The following is a 15,341-nucleotide window of genomic DNA, read 5'->3' as shown; positions in this document are numbered from 1 at the left end:
TCGTGACCCCTGGGGTCAGCGGTCGTCCGTCACTTCCGTACCGCCGCCTCCCCGTACGGGATCAGCCGGACCGGGCCCACGAGGCCGGTGCGCTGCGAGGCGGCGCCCCCGTACACCGACGGATCGCTGACGCGCAGCCGGTTGAGGAGCGTCGTGGCGACCTCGACCTCGACGGTGTTGCGGCCCCGGCGCAGCAGCGGGCCGAGGTCGACGACCGGGTCGATCAGGCTGGTGACCGGTGCGGGGCGGCCGTTGACGGTGACGCGGAAGGTGTCGGTGACCTCCCCGAGGTCGAGGAGGGCGCCGTACCCGCCGCTCCAGGGCCCGTCGAGGTCGACGGTGGCGCGGTAGCGCCCGATGCCGGAGGCGTCGGCGAGTTCGGGGATCGCGTTCCACGGGGCCAGCGCTTCCAGCTCGACCCGGTGGCGGACGACGACGGTGCGGTCCGGGTCGGCGCCCGGCCGCCAGTCCTCCGCGTCCAGTGTCCACGCGGTGAGCTCGCGTTCCGCGGGCACCTCGGCGACGACGGTCCGCACGGTGTCCCCGCCGGAGAGCGTCGTGGCGTAGGTGCCGGCCGTACGGGCGCGCAGCACCAGCCGCCCGCCGTCGAAACGTGCGTCGCCGGCGTCCGTGGCGGTCGCGTGGACGCGTCCGGGCCGGGCGCCGAGCCGCCCGGGCGGGGCGAACGCGACGACCATGGACTCGGCGGGCTGGAGTGCCACCCGGAAGGTGAACCGCTCGCCGTCGCGGCCGTACAGTGCGAGCGGCCGGGCCTCGCCTGTCCACGGATCCAGCAGGTACGGCACGGTGCCGGGGCGGGTGGCGCGCACCGTGATCTCGTGGTCGATCGCGGCGACCGGCGGCTTGACGGTCTCCGCGTGCTTGCCGTTGCACAGGTAGAACCAGTCGGTGCCGTCCTCGTACCGGTGCATCGTCAGCAGCGTCGAGGAGGCCGCGTAGCGGACGTCCGGCTCGACGCCGAGGTCCGCGAGCGCCTGGCCCACGGCCGTCTTGTCAGTGATCTGGCGGACCCGCGGCTGCGCCAGCAACTCGGCCACCACAGAGCGCAGCCCGGCCAGTTCCGCGGCGTCCGCGACACCCGGCGTGGTCACCGCGGACCAGTCCCCGAGCAGGACCACCGGCAGCCCCGCCCGGGTCAGCCGCAGCAGGTGCTCCGCGTCGCGGGGGGTGAGGGTGACGGCGGAGCCCGAGAAGAAGTCGGCCTCCACGAACAGCGCCCGGTACGCGGGCCCGTCGGGTGCCAGCCGCCCGTCCCGCACCCGGGCCGAGGGCAGGTCGAGCAGCGGCCCGCTGAGGAACTGGTGCGTCCAGCCCAGCGGAATCCCCGTCGAGGTGAACCAGGACGCCCCGATACCGGTGGCGGTGTAACCGGTCTGCCGGAACACCGCGACGTCCGCCCGTGCGGTGCCCCGCTGCGTCACGTGGTGCACGCGCGACAGATAGCCGGAGACGTCCCCGACGTGCCGCCACGTCGGATGGCGCGGCCCCCACGACTCGCCGTACCCGACCGTGCCGTTGTACGGCGTGAAGGCCGCGTAGCCCGGCCACTTCACCCCGGGGAGCGTGGCGTACGAGAAGCCGTGCACCACGGTCTGGTTGACGCCCGCGGCGTAGGCGCCGCCCATCGTGCGCAGGAACTTCTCCCAGGTCGTGCTGTAGGCGGAGCCGGTGTAGGCGCCCGCCTCGCACGACAGGACCGTGTGCCCGGCCATGTCGCGGCCGCCGGCCAGGCAGCGGAAGTCGTCCAGGTTCTTGAAGCCCAGCGACTCGCCCTCGGGGATGTCCAGCAGCGCGGCCGAGGCGATGGCGTCGGTCTGCAGTCCGTACGGCTGGGCGCGCAGCCCGAGGCCGAGCGGGTGCGCCCAGTCGCGCAGCGCGGTCAGATGGTGCGTGGTGTACAGCTCGCTGACGGTGTCCCAGAAATCGTGCCGGATCTGCCGGGTGGCGACGGTGTCGTACGCGTACACCTGGTTGCCGCCCGACATCGCGACGACGGGCAGCACGGGCAGCAGGGCGTAGCCGGTGCGCCTCTCGAACGCCGCGGGCAGTCCCGGGGTCCACGGCAGCGCCTTGGTCTCGATCTCCAGGGAGTCCTCGAACAGCATCCCGCCGGCGGCCCGCAGCAGTCCGCGGAACTCCTTTGTGAGCACGTTCCGTTCCCAGAAACCGGTGACGGCGGACGTGCCGGCCGCGCTGAAGTGGTCGACGACGTAGGCGGTCGGCGCGGTGTGCGGACCGCCCTCCGGGGTTTGGCCGGTGCCGCGCCGCCAGAAGGCCGTGAGCACCCAGTCGCCGCCTTCGGGCGCCGTCCAGCTCACGGTGCCGCCGCCGGCGGAGGCCGTCAGGTCCTGGGCGCTCGCGCGGTCCAGGCCGGTCTCCTTGCGCGTGGCGTTGGCGGGATCGACACGGGTGGCCAGCAGCGCCACGAGTTCCTGCCGCGTGACGCCGGAGGCGGGTGCCGCGGCCGGCGGCGGGACAGGGCCGTCGTACGCGGCGCCGGCCGCCACCGTGACGGCGCCGAGGGCGAGTTCCTGGACGGCGGCCTCGCTGTCCGGTGTGATGCCGGGGACGGCCGCGGGCCAACTGGGGCCGATCGTCAGGTCGATGGTGATGCCGCGGCGCCGGGCCTGGTCCAGCGCCGCGCGCACGCCCGCGGTCCACGCCGGGCTTCCCCACCCGTGGTGCTCGGTGTCGAGGACGGAGGTGTCCTTGACGCTGTGGTGGACGGCGGCGATCTCCGCCCCGCCGAAACCGGCGTCCGCGATCTGGTCGACCTCGCGTCTGATCTCGTCCGGGTCCACCAGCCCGTCCGGCCACCACCACCGGAACTTCGGCCGGACGGCCGCGCCGGGCCGCGCGAACGACCCGGCCGCGGCGGTCCCGTGGCCGCGGCCCGGGGCCTCGCCCCCGGCGGCCGGTGCGGCGTTCGCCGGGGCGGCGGGGGCGAGGGCGGCCGCCGTGCCCGCGACGGCGGTCGCTATGAGCAGGGTGCGCCGGGAGACCCCGGCGCCTTCGGGACGGTTCGTGTCGTCATGCATCGGTGCGCGGCTCCCGTGAGGGTGTTGAAACGTTTTAATCGTGAACCACGCGGAGGCTATCCCCCCGTTCCGGTGCCCGGCAAGATCCCCGCGCGCCGGCACCGCCGGGCAGCGGTGCGGGGGCGGGCAGGCGGGCGGCCGCATAGGATCCGGCCATGGCACTGCGACCCGTGCAGGTGAACATCAAGGCTCGTGATCACTTGGCGGTCGGCCGGTTCTGGGCGGAGGCGCTCGGCTGGAACGTCTTCCGGCCCGGCGCGACCACCTACGTCGGACCCGCCGAGGGCTTCGCCTGGCCGGACCCCGTCGCCGTCGGCATCGACGTCGTCCCCGTCCCCGAGCCCAAATCGCCGGCGAAGAACCGGCTGCACCTGGATCTCGCCACCACGTCCGCCGCCCATCAGGAGGAGCTGGTCGCCCGCCTTCTGACGCTCGGCGCGACACGCGTCGACGTGGGCCAGGGGGACGTCCCGTGGGCGGTACTCGCCGACCCGGAGGGCAACGAGTTCTGCGTGCTGGAGCCCCGGGAGGTCTACCGGGACACCGGCCCGATCGCCGCCCTGGTCGTCGACTGCGCGGATCCCCGGGCCATGGCCCGGTTCTGGGGCGAGGCGGTGGACTGGACCCTGCGCGAGGTGAACGACGACCACGCGGTGCTGCGCTCCGCCACGGCCGGCGGTCCGTACCTCGACTTCTACCGCACGCCCGAACCGAAGACCGTGCCGGACCGCGTCCACCTCGACCTGCTGCCGTACCCCGGTGACGACAAGGCGGCGGAGGCGCAGCGGCTGCGGGCCCTCGGCGCCCGCGACCTCGACATCGGCCAGGGGGACGTCCCGTGGACCTGCCTGACCGACCCCGAGGGCCATGAGTTCTGCGTCCTCGCCCCGTCCTGATCCGGAGCCCCTGACGCGCTCGGCCGCCCTGTCCGGACGCAGCGGCGCGGCAGTACCCTGAGGTTCCGGGCCGCAGGGCTCCGGACTTCGTGATCAGGGAGGGAACGATGAGCGCACACCCCCACTCCCAGGTCCCGCGGCCCTCGCGCGACGACGACGCCGAGGCCGCTGTGGACGCCGCTCTGCGTGAGGCCCGTTTCGGCAGGCTGCCCGAGCGTGTCCCGCTGGAGAAGACCGTCGAGAGCCGGCCCGTCGCCGCCCCGAACGATCCCGGTTTCGGCCGGAACCCGGACACGGACTGGCTCATCCGCTACTGCGCGTGAGCGGCGGCTGAAGCCGGCCGCCAGGACATCAGACGACGATGAGGTCCCAGGCCGTCATCGCGTCCGCCAGCCGCAGATGGGGCCGCGCCTCCGCGCTGCGCCCCAGGCGCTCCAGCGAGCGGCCCAGCAGCAGGTGCGCGTGGGGGTCGTTCGGCTCGGTGCGCAGAATGTGCCGGAGTTCCTTCTCCGCCTTGGTGAACTGGGCGGAGTAGTAGTAGGACCGCGCCAGGAGCATGCGAACCGCCAGGTTGCGGGGCGCCGCCTCCACGATGCCGCTCAGTTCCTTCGCGGCCGCCCTGTAGTGCTGGCCGTTGAAGTAGAGCGTCGCTCGTTTGAACGTCTCCGCAGTCGAGCTGTTCATGCGGGGGCCCTTTCCGTTTCCGACGTCGCTGTCGTGACAGCGCCCCTCCGAGTGGTGGGTGGTCGCCGGTCCCACGACCGACAGGGGTGCCAACCGCCCGGAGTGTCCGTTTGTTCCGCCCTTGGGTCGGATCTGTCCTTGGCGAGGTGGCGTGTGTCACACGGGCGGCGGCTCGCGGCGCGCGCCGCGCCCTCCGGTGGTCGGCGACGACGTCGAGGGCGCGGGCGGCCACGTCCGTGAGCGTGAGCGTGCAGCCCCGGACGGCGCAGGCCCCTGCCGGGCGACGTGACCCGGACCGGACGTGGCCGGGCAATGTGCCGCTTCGCTGCCCGCGTGCGCGCCGCGCGCCGGGCCCGCACGCGGAGCGCGCGATGAACCGCCCGCCGCTACCGCGTGGCGCATCGGTCCGCCCCGGAGAGCCCCGGCGAGCCGAGGTCGATCCATACGCCGTTCTCCGCGGAGCGCAGCCGCGCGGCGAGCCCCGCGTCGTCGAAGGCCCGGTCGATGTCGGCGCGGTCCTCGGTGAAGTGGGCCCAGCTGTCGCAGTGCGCGGGGACCACGAGGAGCGAGCCCAGGACGGAGGCCGCCGCGCTCGCGCGCTCCGCGGTCAGCGTCAGCGGGCGGTTGCGGCCGCGTACGGGCACCCGCGCGCCGCCCATGAAGAGCACGGCGATGTCGACGGGCGGCATGCGCCGGGCGATCTCGGCGACGACGCCGACGGAGGCGTTGTCGCCGCTGACGTACACCGTGGGCAGTCCCGTGCCGCTCACGACGAAGCCGGTGACCTCGCAGTTCACCTGGCCCTGCTCGTCCCGTTCGCCGTCGTCAGGACCGTGCTGCGCCGCCACCGCGTGAACGGTGACGGTGTCCCCGCCGGGCCGGGGCAACTCCACGCTCTCCCAGACCGCGAGACCGCGGGCGGGGTGCCCGAGCCGGCGCGCGGACGCGGGCCCGGTGAGCACCAGCGAGGACGCCAGGGCAAAGGCCCGGCCGCGCACGTCGAGGTTGTCGGGGTGGAGGTCGTGGCTGACCAGGACGGCGTCCACGGGGCCGAGTTCGTCCTCGTGGACGGCCGGCCCGGCGGTCTTGGTGAGGTGTCCGTGCTCCCCGGCCTCGTCGAAGGTGGGGTCGGTCACCAGCCGCAGCCCCCCGATGTCGAGGACGACGGTGGGGCCGCCGACGACGCAGACCGCGCACGCCCGGCGCTCGGGACTGATGCGAGGGGCCACGGCGGCACCCGCCTCTCTTTCGCGGACCGGTGACCAGGCGGCCCTAGTAGGTCGAGAAGTCGGCCATCATGGCCATGTCCTCGTGCTCCAGGTTGTGGCAGTGGAGCATGAAGTGGCCGGTGTAGTCGGTGAAGCGGACGGCCACGTCGACGGTCTCCCCGGGCCCCATGGCGATCGTGTCCTTCCAGCCGTGGTCGAACGGCCCGGGTGCCTTGCCGTTGCGGGACACCACGCGGAAGGGGTCGAGGTGCACATGGATCGAGTGGAAGAAGACCGATCTGAAGCGCCAGATCTCCACGGTCCCGAGCTTCGCGCGGGTCAGTGAGCGGCCCGGCAGATAGGGCTTGCCGTTGATCGTCCAGCCCTTGCGGCCCGAGTGCCGGAACTCGAAGGTCCGGGTGGCGACGGCCTTCGCGGGGTCGAGGACGGTCTCGGCCCGCATCGCCAGCCGGTCGGGGACGCGGGCGTCGTCGTGGACGGCCCGCGTGGACGGCGAGACGTCGAAGCGCATGACGTCGGCGGTGGTCCGGCTGCCGAAGTGGTTCACCACCCGGACCTTGGTGCCGGGCCGGTAGCGGGAGAAGTCCACGACGATGTCGAAGCGCTCACCGGGTGCCAGCCGCAGGTTGTCGTGGGCGAGGGAGTGCTCCAGCAGGCCGCCGTCGCTGCCGATCTGCACCAGGCCCTTGCCGCCGGGCGGCGGCGGGTCGAGCGCGAGCTTGTAGTAGCGGACGTTGGAGGCGTTGAGCAACCGGAGCCGGTAGCGGCCGCGTTGGACCCGGTGCACGGGCCAGGGGGCCCCGTTGACCAGGATGACGTCGCCCTGGACGCCGGCGGTGTGGTTGCGCGAGACGCCGGGGGCGTGCATGCCCGGGTCGCCCGGGTACATCAGCGAACCGTCCGCCTCGAAGGCCCGGTCGGTGATCATGAGGGGGATGTCCCGCTCGCCGCGGGGGAGGGCGAGGGCGCCGTCCTCGTCGTCGCCGAGCAGGTGGAAGCCCGCCATGCCGTGCCAGACGGCCGATCCTGTGTAGCCCATGCGGTGGTCGTGGTACCACATGGTGGACGCGCGCTGCTGCATGGGATACGTGTACGTGCGCTCGCCGTAGGCGATGTTGCCGTGCGTCTCGCCCATGTCGTCCATGCCCGCCATCGCGTCCTCGACGGACAGGCGGCTGTTGACGGGCATCGTCAGGTCGATCGGGTACCCGTCGCTCTCCGACGGGGTGTGGCCGCCGTGCAGATGGACGACGGTCGGCTGCGGCAGCTCGTTGCGGTGCCGCACGATGGTGCGCCGCCCGGCGCGGGACATGATCGTGGGCCCGGGGAAGGTGCCGTTGTACGTCCAGCAGCTCGTGCGCAGGCCCGGCAGGATCTCCAGCTTCGCCTCGCGTTGCACGATCTGGAACGTGTCGGTGCCTCCCGCGCTCTGCAGCGGCGGCGGCGCCGCGGGGATCGGCAGCGGCACCTGGTAGGGGCGGGGAAGCGGGGCCTTGCTCCGCAGGACGCCGCCTGGCGGCACGTCGGCGGGGGACAGGGCCGTGGCACGTGCCGCCACCCCCGCCCCGATGACCGCTGCCGCACCTGTGGCGAGAAAGCGGCGCCGGTCGATACCTCGGATCACGTTGGCTCCCATCCACGCCGATTTGATCGTTTTGCGGCTTTCGTCAGCATAGGGCTGCACCGTACACACGAAAGGGTGGGACACGCGTGCCAGGACGACACCCGTCCCGCCCGGCGAATAGACATATGAACGCACTAAAAGCCCCTGGTCCGGGCCCCGCTCGCGCGGGAACCCGGACCAGGGGCAGCGGTCGTACGGTGCCTCACGCCGACGGCGGGCGCTCCTCGGCCGCCGGGGCGAGGACCGGGCCCAGCAGGTCCGGCAGGCCGAGGCGGTGGTAGAAGCGCTCACGGATGTGGTCCGCCACGACCGACACGACCTCGGACCCGTCGTCGGCGGGGTCGATGTGGGTGCGGAAGGGGCGGCTGCCCGCGGGCAGGCCGACCACGCGGACGATCTCCCGTGCCACGTCGGCGACATCGGCGTCCTCGGGGGTCATCGCCGCGAGCGCCCGGCCGACCTGGTCCGTCATGCCCGCGTACCGCGCCTCGTACGCCTCCGCGACGGCACGGTCGGCGGCGTACCCCGCGTTGGCGAAGTGGTCGGTGCCGCTGGTGAAGGCACCCGGGACGACGATCGTCGACTCGATGCCGAAACGGGCGAGTTCGGCGGCGTAGCTCACGGCCAGCGCGTCCATGGCGGCCTTCGCCGCGAAGTACGGGGCGAGGTACGGCGGGGTGCCGCCGCGGGTGCTGGAGGAGCCGACCCACAGCAGCAGGCCGTGGCCCTGCTCGCGCAGCAGGGGCAGGGCGGCCCGGTTGACGCGCTGGGTGCCCAGCACATTGGTGTCGTAGACCTCGGCCAACTGCTGGGGGGTGAAGGCCTCCGCGGGGCCGAGCACCATGTGCCCGGCGTTGTGCACGAGCACGTCGAGCCGGCCGGTCTCCGCCACGACGCGGGCCACGGCACGGTCGGCGCTTCCCTGGTCGAGCACGTCGAGTTCGACCACGCGCAGGTCGATGCCCTCGCGGGCGGCGCGCTCGCGGACCGCCTCCGCGCGGGCGGCGTTGCGGCCCTCGATGTCGCGCATGCTCGCGTAGACGGTGTGGCCGGCGGCGGCCAGGGCGTGGGCGGTCAGTGCGCCGAATCCGGAGCCGGCGCCGGTGATGAGGATGGTGGAGGACATGTGAACGACTCCTTGGAGCGGGTGGGGCCCGGCCCCGGCGGCGGTGTGCCGGGGCCGGTGGGCGAGGGGGTGAAGGGGATGAAGGGATCGAGGGGTGCGACCGGTGGAGCGGGTCCGGCGGTGCGGGGGCCGTCAGATGGCTCCGCCGTTGGTGTAGATGACCTGGCCGTTGACCCAGCGGCCCGGTCCGGCGAGGAACGAGACGACCTCGGCGGCGTCCTGAGGGGTCCCCAGGCGCCCGAAGGCGGAGACCGAGGAGAGGCGGTCGATGGTGGCCTGGTCCTTGCCCTCCAGGAACAGCGGGCTGGCGGTCGGGCCGGGGGCGACGGCGTTGGCGGTGATGTCGCGGCCGCGCAATTCGCGGGCGAGGATCAGCGTCATGGCGTCCACCGCGCCCTTGGTGGCGGCGTAGGCGGTGTAGCCCGGCAGCGCGAGCTTGGTCACGCTGGTCGAGAAGTTGATGATGGCACCGCCGGCGCGCACGCGCCGCGCGGCCTGCTGGCTGACCACGAAGGTGCCGCGCACATTGGTGCGGTGCATCCGGTCGAAGTCGGCGAAGTCCAGTTCCGCCAGCGGGCTCAGCAGCATGACCCCGGCGGTGTTCACCACCACGTCGACGCCGCCGTAGGCCTGCTCGGCCTGGTCGAACAGGGCGGCGACCTCGTCCTCGTCCGCCACGTCGGCCCGGACGGCCATCGCGGTGCCGCCGGCGGCGACCACGGCCTCGACGGCCTCCTTGGCGCGGCCGGGGCCGCCCGCGTAGCCGATGACGACCTTCATGCCGTCGGCGGCGAGGCGCTCGGCCGCGGCCCGGCCGATACCACCGGAGCCACCGGTGACGATCGCGACCCGGTCGGTGGTGGAGGTGGCGGCGGCGGAGGTGGCGGAGGTGCTCATGGCAAGGGGTCCTTCCGGTGTGGGACTTCCGTGGCCGGGCGGCTGCGGAAGCGTTTTATGGACGCGAGGTCCATATAAGCACACATGTAGACGCTGCGTCCATATAAAATGTTCCCGAGACCCTGGACCGAGGAAGAGGACCGTCATGACATCAGCATCAGAGCCCGTCCGCCGCGGCCGCGGCCGCAGGCCGGCCGACGAAGTACGCGCCGACATCCTCGAGGCCGCGGGCAAGCTGCTGCTCGCCGACGGCATGGCCGCGTTCACCATCGAGCGGGTGGCCAACGCCGCCGGTGCCAGCAAGATGACCATCTACAAGTGGTGGCCCTCCAAGGGAGCGCTCGCGCTGGACGGCTACTTCGCCGCGGTCCGCGGCACGCTGGCCTTCCCCGACACCGGCGACATCGCCGCGGACCTCACCGCCCAGCTGCGTGCCTTCGTGCGCCTGATGACCGGCACCCGCGCCGGGCGGATCGTCGTCGAACTGGTCGGGCAGGCGCAGACCGACCCTGACCTGTCGGCGGCCTTCCGGGAGCACTACTCGGGCCCCCGGCGCGCGTTCGCCGCAGAGGCGATCGGCCGGGCGCAGCAGCGCGGCCAGATCCGCCCCGAGGTCGACCCGCAGGTCCTCGTCGACCAGCTGTGGGGAGCCTGCTACCACCGCCTGCTGATCCCCGACGAGCCCCTCACTGAGGAGTTCGCGGTCGCCCTGGTCGCCAATCTGATGGCCGGCATCGGAACCCGGGGCGGCGGTGCGTAGCGCCCCCGTCCCCGTCCTACGCTGAACCCCGCACCGCCACTGGACTGGACCGCTGCAGGCACCGGGAGCCGACATGCCGCTGTACTTCGAGGACTTCCACGCGGGCCAGGAGTTCACGACCCAGGGCCGTACGCTCACCGAGTCCGACGTGGCCTCCTTCGCCGCGTGGAGCTGGGACACCAACCCCGTCCACACCGACGCCGCCTTCGCCGCGGGCACGCGCTTCGGCGAGCGGATCGCCCACGGGCTGCTCGGCGTCTCCGTGGCGATGGGGCTCGCCTCGCGGCTGGGCGTCTTCGAGGGCAGCTCGATCGCCCTCCTCGGCATCGACGACTGGCGCTTCCGCAGGCCGCTGCTGGTCGGCGACACCGTGCGCTGCCGCGTCGCGATCCTGGCCACCCGCCTGACCGGCCGGGGCGACGCGGGCATCCTGAACCGCAGGTTCGCACTGCTCAATCAGCGCGACGAGGTGGCCCAGGAGGGGAACATCGACCTCATGGTCGCCTTGCGTCCCGCCGGGGACGGCGAGCACTGACGCCGTCCGCGGTGTTCTCGGGGTCCTCAGTGTTCTCGGCGTTCTCGGGGTTCTCGGCGTGCTTGCCTCGCGGCAGCAGCGCCGGCGCCTGCAGCAGCAGCCCGAGGGCGAGCAGCCCGGCACCGAAGCCGGTCAGCGCGTCCCAGCCGCCCAGGTGGTAGGCGACGGAGCCGAGTTGGGACCCCAGCGCGCCGCCGACGAAGAACACCGCGATGTACGCGCTGTTCAGCCGGGCACGGGCGGTGGGGGCGAGCTGGTAGACCGTGTGCTGACCGAGCACAAGGGAGGTCTGGACGGCCATGTCGATCAGTACGGCGGCTGGTGCGAGCAGCAGGATCTCGTGCCGGCCGAGACCGGCCAGGACGAACGCGAGCGCGCCGGTGGCGAAGGCGGCGGCCGTCATCGGCCGGGTCAGTCCGTGGTCCGCCCAGTGGCCGGCCAGGGGTGCCACGGCCGCGCCCCCCGCCCCGGCCAGCGCGAACAGGGCCACCCCGATCTGCGAGTAGTGGAAGGGCGGCCCGGTGAGCACGTACGAGACCGTCGTCCAGAACGCGCTGAACCCGCCGAACATCAGTGACTGGTACAGCGCCCGCCGGCGCAGGACCCCGTGCCGGCGCAGCAGCCCGGCGGTGGAGCGCAGCAGGCGCCCGTACGGCAGGGTGGCCGGCGGCGGCCGGCTGGGGAGCGCCCCGCGCAGTGTCACCGCGAGGACGGCCATCAGCCCCGCCGAGAGCAGGTAGACCGCACGCCACCCCGCGGCATCGGTGATCAGGCTGCTCAGGGTGCGGGAGAGCAGGATGCCGGTCAGCAGCCCGCTCATCACCCGGCCCACGACGCGCCCGCGCAGATGGTCCGGGGCGAGTCCGGCGGCGAAGGGCACCAGGATCTGGGCGACGACGGACACCGCGCCGGCGACCAGCAGCGCCCCGGCGAGTACCCCGAACCCGGGTGCCGTCCCCGCGGCGACGCACGCCGCCGTGGCGACGGCCAGCAGGATCGTGGTCAGCCGCCGGTTCTCGACGCGGTCGCCGAGCGGCACCAGGAGGATCATGCCGGCCGCGTAGCCCGCCTGGCCGACGGTGATCAGCGTGCCGGCCGTCAGCTCGCTGATGTGCAGCGACTGCCGCAGCACGGCCAGCAGCGGCTGGGCGTAGTAGAGATTGGCGACCGTCAGCCCGCACGCGGTCGCCAGGAGCAGGACGAGCCGTCCGGACGGGGCCTGCCCCGCCGCAGGCACGGCCCGGTCGCGCGGGCCGGCGCTGGGCCGGCCGCCGGGGCGGCCGGACGGGTCGGGCGGGTCGGGCGGGTCGGATCGGTGGGTGAGCGGCATCGGCACCTGGGAGGTGAGGGACGGGGCTATATAGGTGTAACAACCACATTCCCTCGGAACTGCCCCGTTACCCGTCCCCGGTGATGATGAGTGGGGCGGGTGCTCCGCTGGTCACCGCACCCTGTCGCCCCGCTGCCCCGCCGCCCGACCGCAAAGGTGCCCCGATGCCCGAGTTGCAGGTCATCGCCCGCTACACCGTCTCCGAGGGTCACGAGGACGAGGTGTTCGCCCTGCTCCCCGCGCTGGCCGAGGCGAGCCGCGCGGAACCGGGCAACATCTCCTTCGAGGTCTTCCACGCGCTCGGTGACGCGCGGGACGTCGTGCTCCTGGAGCGGTACGACTCCCCGCGGGCCTTCGCGGCCCACCGCGACTCCCTCCACTTCAAGGACTTGGTCCTGCGGCGGATCGCACCCCTGCTGGTCAGCCGGGTGGTCGCGACCTACGAGGCCGGCGAATAGCCCCGGGACGCCGTGTCAGGTCTGGAACTGGTTGATCCCGCCGTCCACGTAGATCTCGCCGCCGGTGGTGAAGGAACTGCGGTCGGACGCCAGGAAGAGCACCGCCTCCGCCACCTCCTCGGGCCGGCCGAGCCGGCCGAGGGGAACGCCCTGGGCCAGGGCGGACTGGAAGGCGTCCTTCTCGTTCGGGTCGGGCGCCAGGCCTCCGAGGCCCGGGGTCTCGACCGGGCCGGGGCTGACCGCGTTGACCCGGACGCCGCGGTGGCGCAGTTCGTTGGCGAGGGAGCGGGTGAGGGTGCGCAGCGCGCCCTTGGTGGCGGAGTAGACGCTCAGGCCCTCCTTGGCCGCGGTCCGCTCGGTGGAGGCGTTGATGACGATCGAGGCACCCCGGGGAAGGAGGGGCAGTGCCTTCTGGACGGTGAAGAACACGCCCTTGACGTTGGCGGCGAAGGTCGCGTCGAAGTACTCCTCGGTGACCTCCTCCAGCAGCAGCGTCCGGCCGGTGCCCGCGTTGGCGAAGATCACGTCCACCTGCCGGCCGCGCTCGGTGACGGCGGCGTACAGGCGGTCGATGTCGGCGAGATCGGACACGTCGCCGCGCACGCCCACGGTGTCGCCGCCGATCGCGGCGACGGCGGCGTCGAGGGCCTCCTGACGCCGGCCGGTGACGAAGACGAGGGCGCCCTCCTCCGCGAACCGCCGTGCCGTCGCCAGGCCGATGCCCGTCGTGCCGCCGGTGACGACCGCCGTCCTGCCGGTGAGTTCTCCCATGGTTCGCTCCCGTCCGCTCAGGGTCGGCCATCGCCTTCCCATCGTCGCAGCGGGTGCTGAGGACCGGCGACCGCGGCGGGCTCAGGAACGGGCGGCCGGGCCGGGGGCCGCCGTGCGCTGCCGGTGGCGTGCCGCCTTGGCGCTGTTGCCGCAGCGGTCCATGGAGCACCACTTGCGCGGCCTGCCCTTGCCGGCGCCGTTGTCGAGATAGATCATGCGGCAGATCTCCGCGTCGCAGGTCCGCAGCAGGGCCCGGGTGCGCGGATCGGCCATCACGGCGATCAGGTCGCGGGCCACGGCGGACAGCAGTTCCGCCGCCGTCAGCCGCGGAGCGGGCGGGTGTGCGAGCCGTCCCCGCGCGTCGGTCCGCAGCCGGGGCGCCGGCGGGGCGACCCGGGCCAGCGCGTTGACCAGGTCCACGGATTCCGGTCGCGGGGCGCGGTCGTCCAGGTGGGCCGTGACGACGTCGTGGGCGGCGCCGCGCAGTTCGCGCAGTGCGGCGAGGAGTGCGGCCGGGTCCTCCTCGTCCCTCGGGGCGAGGCCGACCCCCGCGCACCATTCGCGCAGGCGCTCGGGACCGTCGAGGCGTTCGACGGGCGTGCTGGGCCTGCGCCCGACGGTGGCGACCAGGTCGAGCGACAGCGAGCCGGAGTCGAACCGCAGGGACCTTGCCTTGGCGGTGATCCGGGTCCGCGGGGTGGCCGGGACTTCCACGCTCATGCGACAATAGTAACCGGAAAGACGGTTACCAAGGACGGACGATGCGATCCTGGATGCGCGCGGCCTCGGCGATGTTCGTCGTCGGCTGGGGCGCGAACCAGTTCTCGCCGCTGCTGCTGGTCTACCGCGCGGACAGCGGGGTGACCGCGAGCGTGGTCACCACCGCGTTCGCGGCCTACGCCGCCGGGCTGATCCCGGCGCTCCTGCTGGCGGCGCGCTTCGCGCAGCGCTTCGGACGGCGGCAGGTGGTGTGCGCCGCCCTGGTGCTGTCCGCCGTCGCCTCGGCGGTCCTGCTGGTGGGCGGAGACCATTTCTGGGCGCTGATGCTCGGGCGGCTGGTGGCCGGTGTCGCGTCCGGGGCGGCCTTCGGGCCGGGCACGGCATGGATCAAGGACCTGTCGGCGGACGCGGGCCCCGGCGCGGGCGCGCGGCGCGCCGCCGTCGCGCTGTCGGCGGGATTCGGCGGCGGCCCGCTCGTGGCGGGCATCCTCGCGCAGTGGCTGGCGGCGCCCGAGGCACTGCCCTATCTCGTGCACCTGTGCCTGACGGCGGCCGTGACACCGTTCGTGTGGAAGGCGCCCGATCCCGCCGTGCCCGATCCCGCCGTGCCCGGTCCCGCGGCGACCGTCGCCGGCGGTTCCCGGCAGTCACGCCCCCGGCTGCGGACCGCCCTGCTGCAACGGGAGTTCCGCTGGGAAGTCGCCCCCTCGGCACCGCTCGTCTTCGGCGCGCCCACCACGAGTTTCGCCGTGCTGCCCGCGCTCGTGCCGCTGCACGGCCCGGAGATCGCGGCGGGCGGCGGCATCGCCGGACTCACCCTCCTCACCGGCCTGCTCGTCCAGCCGCCGGCCCGCCGGCTGTCCCGTCGCGGGTCCCATGTGACCCGGCACTGGGGCCTCGTCGCCGCCGTCCTCGGGTTCCTCCTCGCCGCGGCGGCCGTCCGGCTGGCGGAACCCGCCCTGCTGATCCCGGCGGCGATGGCCCTCGGGGCCTGCTACGGGCTGCTCCTGGTGGCCGGGCTCAGCCAGGTGGAGGCCTGGGCCGCGCCGCGGGACCTCGCGGGCGCCGCGGCGGTGTTCTACTGCCTGGCCTACCTCGGGTTCGTCACGCCGCTCGTCGTGACCGCGCTGCGCGGCGTCCTGCCGCCCGCGCCCCTGTTCGTCTGCGCCGCCGCCACGGCGGCAATCCTCATCCCGGCGACCGCGCTGCTGCGCAGGGCATCGCCCGGGCACCCGAGTCACACCGGCTGAAC

Annotated in this window: 15 protein-coding genes; 6 read left to right on the top strand and 9 right to left on the bottom strand. The window is 73.6% G+C overall.

Features of this window, described 5'->3' with window-relative positions:
* Positions 1 to 29 precede the first annotated feature (29 nt).
* The gene (locus ACIP64_RS14870; RefSeq protein WP_401585833.1) at positions 30 to 3,059 is read right to left on the bottom strand and encodes a glycosyl hydrolase; all 3,030 of its coding nucleotides are present in this window, start codon (positions 3,057 to 3,059) and stop codon (positions 30 to 32) included.
* A 155-nt stretch (positions 3,060 to 3,214) separates the two neighbouring features.
* Here ACIP64_RS14870 and ACIP64_RS14865 point away from each other — a divergent pair, with 155 nt between their 5' ends.
* Positions 3,215 to 3,955: a VOC family protein gene (locus ACIP64_RS14865; protein ID WP_401585831.1), complete on the top strand. Its 741-nt coding sequence runs from the start codon at positions 3,215 to 3,217 to the stop codon at positions 3,953 to 3,955.
* Positions 3,956 to 4,062: 107 nt separating this feature from the next.
* Positions 4,063 to 4,278 (top strand): hypothetical protein, encoded by a 216-nt coding sequence (locus tag ACIP64_RS14860; RefSeq protein WP_401585828.1) that lies wholly within the window; start codon positions 4,063 to 4,065, stop codon positions 4,276 to 4,278.
* A gap of 28 nt (positions 4,279 to 4,306) precedes the next feature.
* Here ACIP64_RS14860 and ACIP64_RS14855 read toward each other — a convergent pair whose 3' ends face one another.
* From ACIP64_RS14855 to ACIP64_RS14835, 5 genes are all read right to left on the bottom strand, one after another.
* On the bottom strand, positions 4,307 to 4,639 hold the full coding sequence (locus ACIP64_RS14855) for a tetratricopeptide repeat protein (RefSeq protein WP_401585825.1): 333 nt from the start codon (positions 4,637 to 4,639) through the stop codon (positions 4,307 to 4,309).
* Between the two features lie 386 nt (positions 4,640 to 5,025).
* On the bottom strand, positions 5,026 to 5,868 hold the full coding sequence (locus tag ACIP64_RS14850) for an MBL fold metallo-hydrolase (protein WP_401585822.1): 843 nt from the start codon (positions 5,866 to 5,868) through the stop codon (positions 5,026 to 5,028).
* A 43-nt stretch (positions 5,869 to 5,911) separates the two neighbouring features.
* Complete coding sequence (locus ACIP64_RS14845) at positions 5,912 to 7,492, bottom strand: multicopper oxidase family protein (RefSeq protein WP_401585819.1); 1,581 nt, start codon at positions 7,490 to 7,492, stop codon at positions 5,912 to 5,914.
* Between the two features lie 202 nt (positions 7,493 to 7,694).
* Positions 7,695 to 8,618 carry an SDR family NAD(P)-dependent oxidoreductase gene (locus ACIP64_RS14840; RefSeq protein ID WP_401585816.1) on the bottom strand — a complete coding sequence of 308 codons (924 nt, stop codon included), beginning with the start codon at positions 8,616 to 8,618 and terminating at the stop codon, positions 7,695 to 7,697.
* A gap of 132 nt (positions 8,619 to 8,750) precedes the next feature.
* Positions 8,751 to 9,515, bottom strand: a complete 765-nt coding sequence (locus ACIP64_RS14835; RefSeq protein ID WP_401585814.1) for an SDR family oxidoreductase — start codon at positions 9,513 to 9,515, stop codon at positions 8,751 to 8,753.
* 145 nt (positions 9,516 to 9,660) lie between these two features.
* Between ACIP64_RS14835 and ACIP64_RS14830 the strand changes: the two genes are divergently transcribed.
* Entirely contained in the window at positions 9,661 to 10,275 is a 615-nt protein-coding gene (locus tag ACIP64_RS14830) for a TetR/AcrR family transcriptional regulator (protein ID WP_401585812.1), read from the top strand.
* A 73-nt stretch (positions 10,276 to 10,348) separates the two neighbouring features.
* Positions 10,349 to 10,810 carry a MaoC/PaaZ C-terminal domain-containing protein gene (locus ACIP64_RS14825; RefSeq protein ID WP_401585810.1) on the top strand — a complete coding sequence of 154 codons (462 nt, stop codon included), beginning with the start codon at positions 10,349 to 10,351 and terminating at the stop codon, positions 10,808 to 10,810.
* Here ACIP64_RS14825 and ACIP64_RS14820 read toward each other — a convergent pair.
* The gene (locus ACIP64_RS14820) at positions 10,770 to 12,140 is read right to left on the bottom strand and encodes an MFS transporter (RefSeq protein WP_401585807.1); all 1,371 of its coding nucleotides are present in this window, start codon (positions 12,138 to 12,140) and stop codon (positions 10,770 to 10,772) included. The genes ACIP64_RS14825 and ACIP64_RS14820 overlap by 41 nt on opposite strands.
* Before the next feature lie 164 nt (positions 12,141 to 12,304).
* Between ACIP64_RS14820 and ACIP64_RS14815 the strand changes: the two genes are divergently transcribed.
* A complete protein-coding gene (locus ACIP64_RS14815; RefSeq protein ID WP_401585804.1) occupies positions 12,305 to 12,598 on the top strand; it encodes a putative quinol monooxygenase in 294 nt (97 codons plus the stop codon).
* Between the two features lie 15 nt (positions 12,599 to 12,613).
* Here the strand turns inward: ACIP64_RS14815 and ACIP64_RS14810 are convergent, their stop codons facing one another.
* Complete coding sequence (locus tag ACIP64_RS14810) at positions 12,614 to 13,369, bottom strand: glucose 1-dehydrogenase (RefSeq protein WP_401585802.1); 756 nt, start codon at positions 13,367 to 13,369, stop codon at positions 12,614 to 12,616.
* A gap of 81 nt (positions 13,370 to 13,450) precedes the next feature.
* Positions 13,451 to 14,089, bottom strand: coding sequence for a CGNR zinc finger domain-containing protein (locus ACIP64_RS14805; protein ID WP_401585800.1), 639 nt, complete (start codon positions 14,087 to 14,089; stop codon positions 13,451 to 13,453).
* Between the two features lie 41 nt (positions 14,090 to 14,130).
* On the opposite strand from ACIP64_RS14805, the gene ACIP64_RS14800 reads away from it, so the two are divergent.
* Positions 14,131 to 15,339, top strand: coding sequence for an MFS transporter (locus ACIP64_RS14800; protein ID WP_401585798.1), 1,209 nt, complete (start codon positions 14,131 to 14,133; stop codon positions 15,337 to 15,339).
* Positions 15,340 to 15,341 lie beyond the last annotated feature (2 nt).

The organism is Streptomyces sp. NPDC088733, assembly GCF_044751185.1.
GTDB lineage: Bacteria > Actinomycetota > Actinomycetes > Streptomycetales > Streptomycetaceae > Actinacidiphila.
Note: the sequence above shows the minus strand (reverse complement) of the source record. Positions and strands in the feature narration are given on the sequence as shown.

Coding starts and splice junctions, on each gene's coding strand:
- ACIP64_RS14835 (WP_401585814.1), bottom strand. CDS start 9,515: ATGAGCACCTCCGCCACCTCCGCCGCCGCCACCTCCACCACCGACCGG.
- ACIP64_RS14805 (WP_401585800.1), bottom strand. CDS start 14,089: ATGAGCGTGGAAGTCCCGGCCACCCCGCGGACCCGGATCACCGCCAAG.
- ACIP64_RS14865 (WP_401585831.1), top strand. CDS start 3,215: ATGGCACTGCGACCCGTGCAGGTGAACATCAAGGCTCGTGATCACTTG.
- ACIP64_RS14820 (WP_401585807.1), bottom strand. CDS start 12,140: ATGCCGCTCACCCACCGATCCGACCCGCCCGACCCGCCCGACCCGTCC.
- ACIP64_RS14870 (WP_401585833.1), bottom strand. CDS start 3,059: ATGCATGACGACACGAACCGTCCCGAAGGCGCCGGGGTCTCCCGGCGC.
- ACIP64_RS14840 (WP_401585816.1), bottom strand. CDS start 8,618: ATGTCCTCCACCATCCTCATCACCGGCGCCGGCTCCGGATTCGGCGCA.
- ACIP64_RS14810 (WP_401585802.1), bottom strand. CDS start 13,369: ATGGGAGAACTCACCGGCAGGACGGCGGTCGTCACCGGCGGCACGACG.
- ACIP64_RS14800 (WP_401585798.1), top strand. CDS start 14,131: ATGCGATCCTGGATGCGCGCGGCCTCGGCGATGTTCGTCGTCGGCTGG.
- ACIP64_RS14830 (WP_401585812.1), top strand. CDS start 9,661: ATGACATCAGCATCAGAGCCCGTCCGCCGCGGCCGCGGCCGCAGGCCG.
- ACIP64_RS14825 (WP_401585810.1), top strand. CDS start 10,349: ATGCCGCTGTACTTCGAGGACTTCCACGCGGGCCAGGAGTTCACGACC.
- ACIP64_RS14815 (WP_401585804.1), top strand. CDS start 12,305: ATGCCCGAGTTGCAGGTCATCGCCCGCTACACCGTCTCCGAGGGTCAC.
- ACIP64_RS14860 (WP_401585828.1), top strand. CDS start 4,063: ATGAGCGCACACCCCCACTCCCAGGTCCCGCGGCCCTCGCGCGACGAC.
- ACIP64_RS14855 (WP_401585825.1), bottom strand. CDS start 4,639: ATGAACAGCTCGACTGCGGAGACGTTCAAACGAGCGACGCTCTACTTC.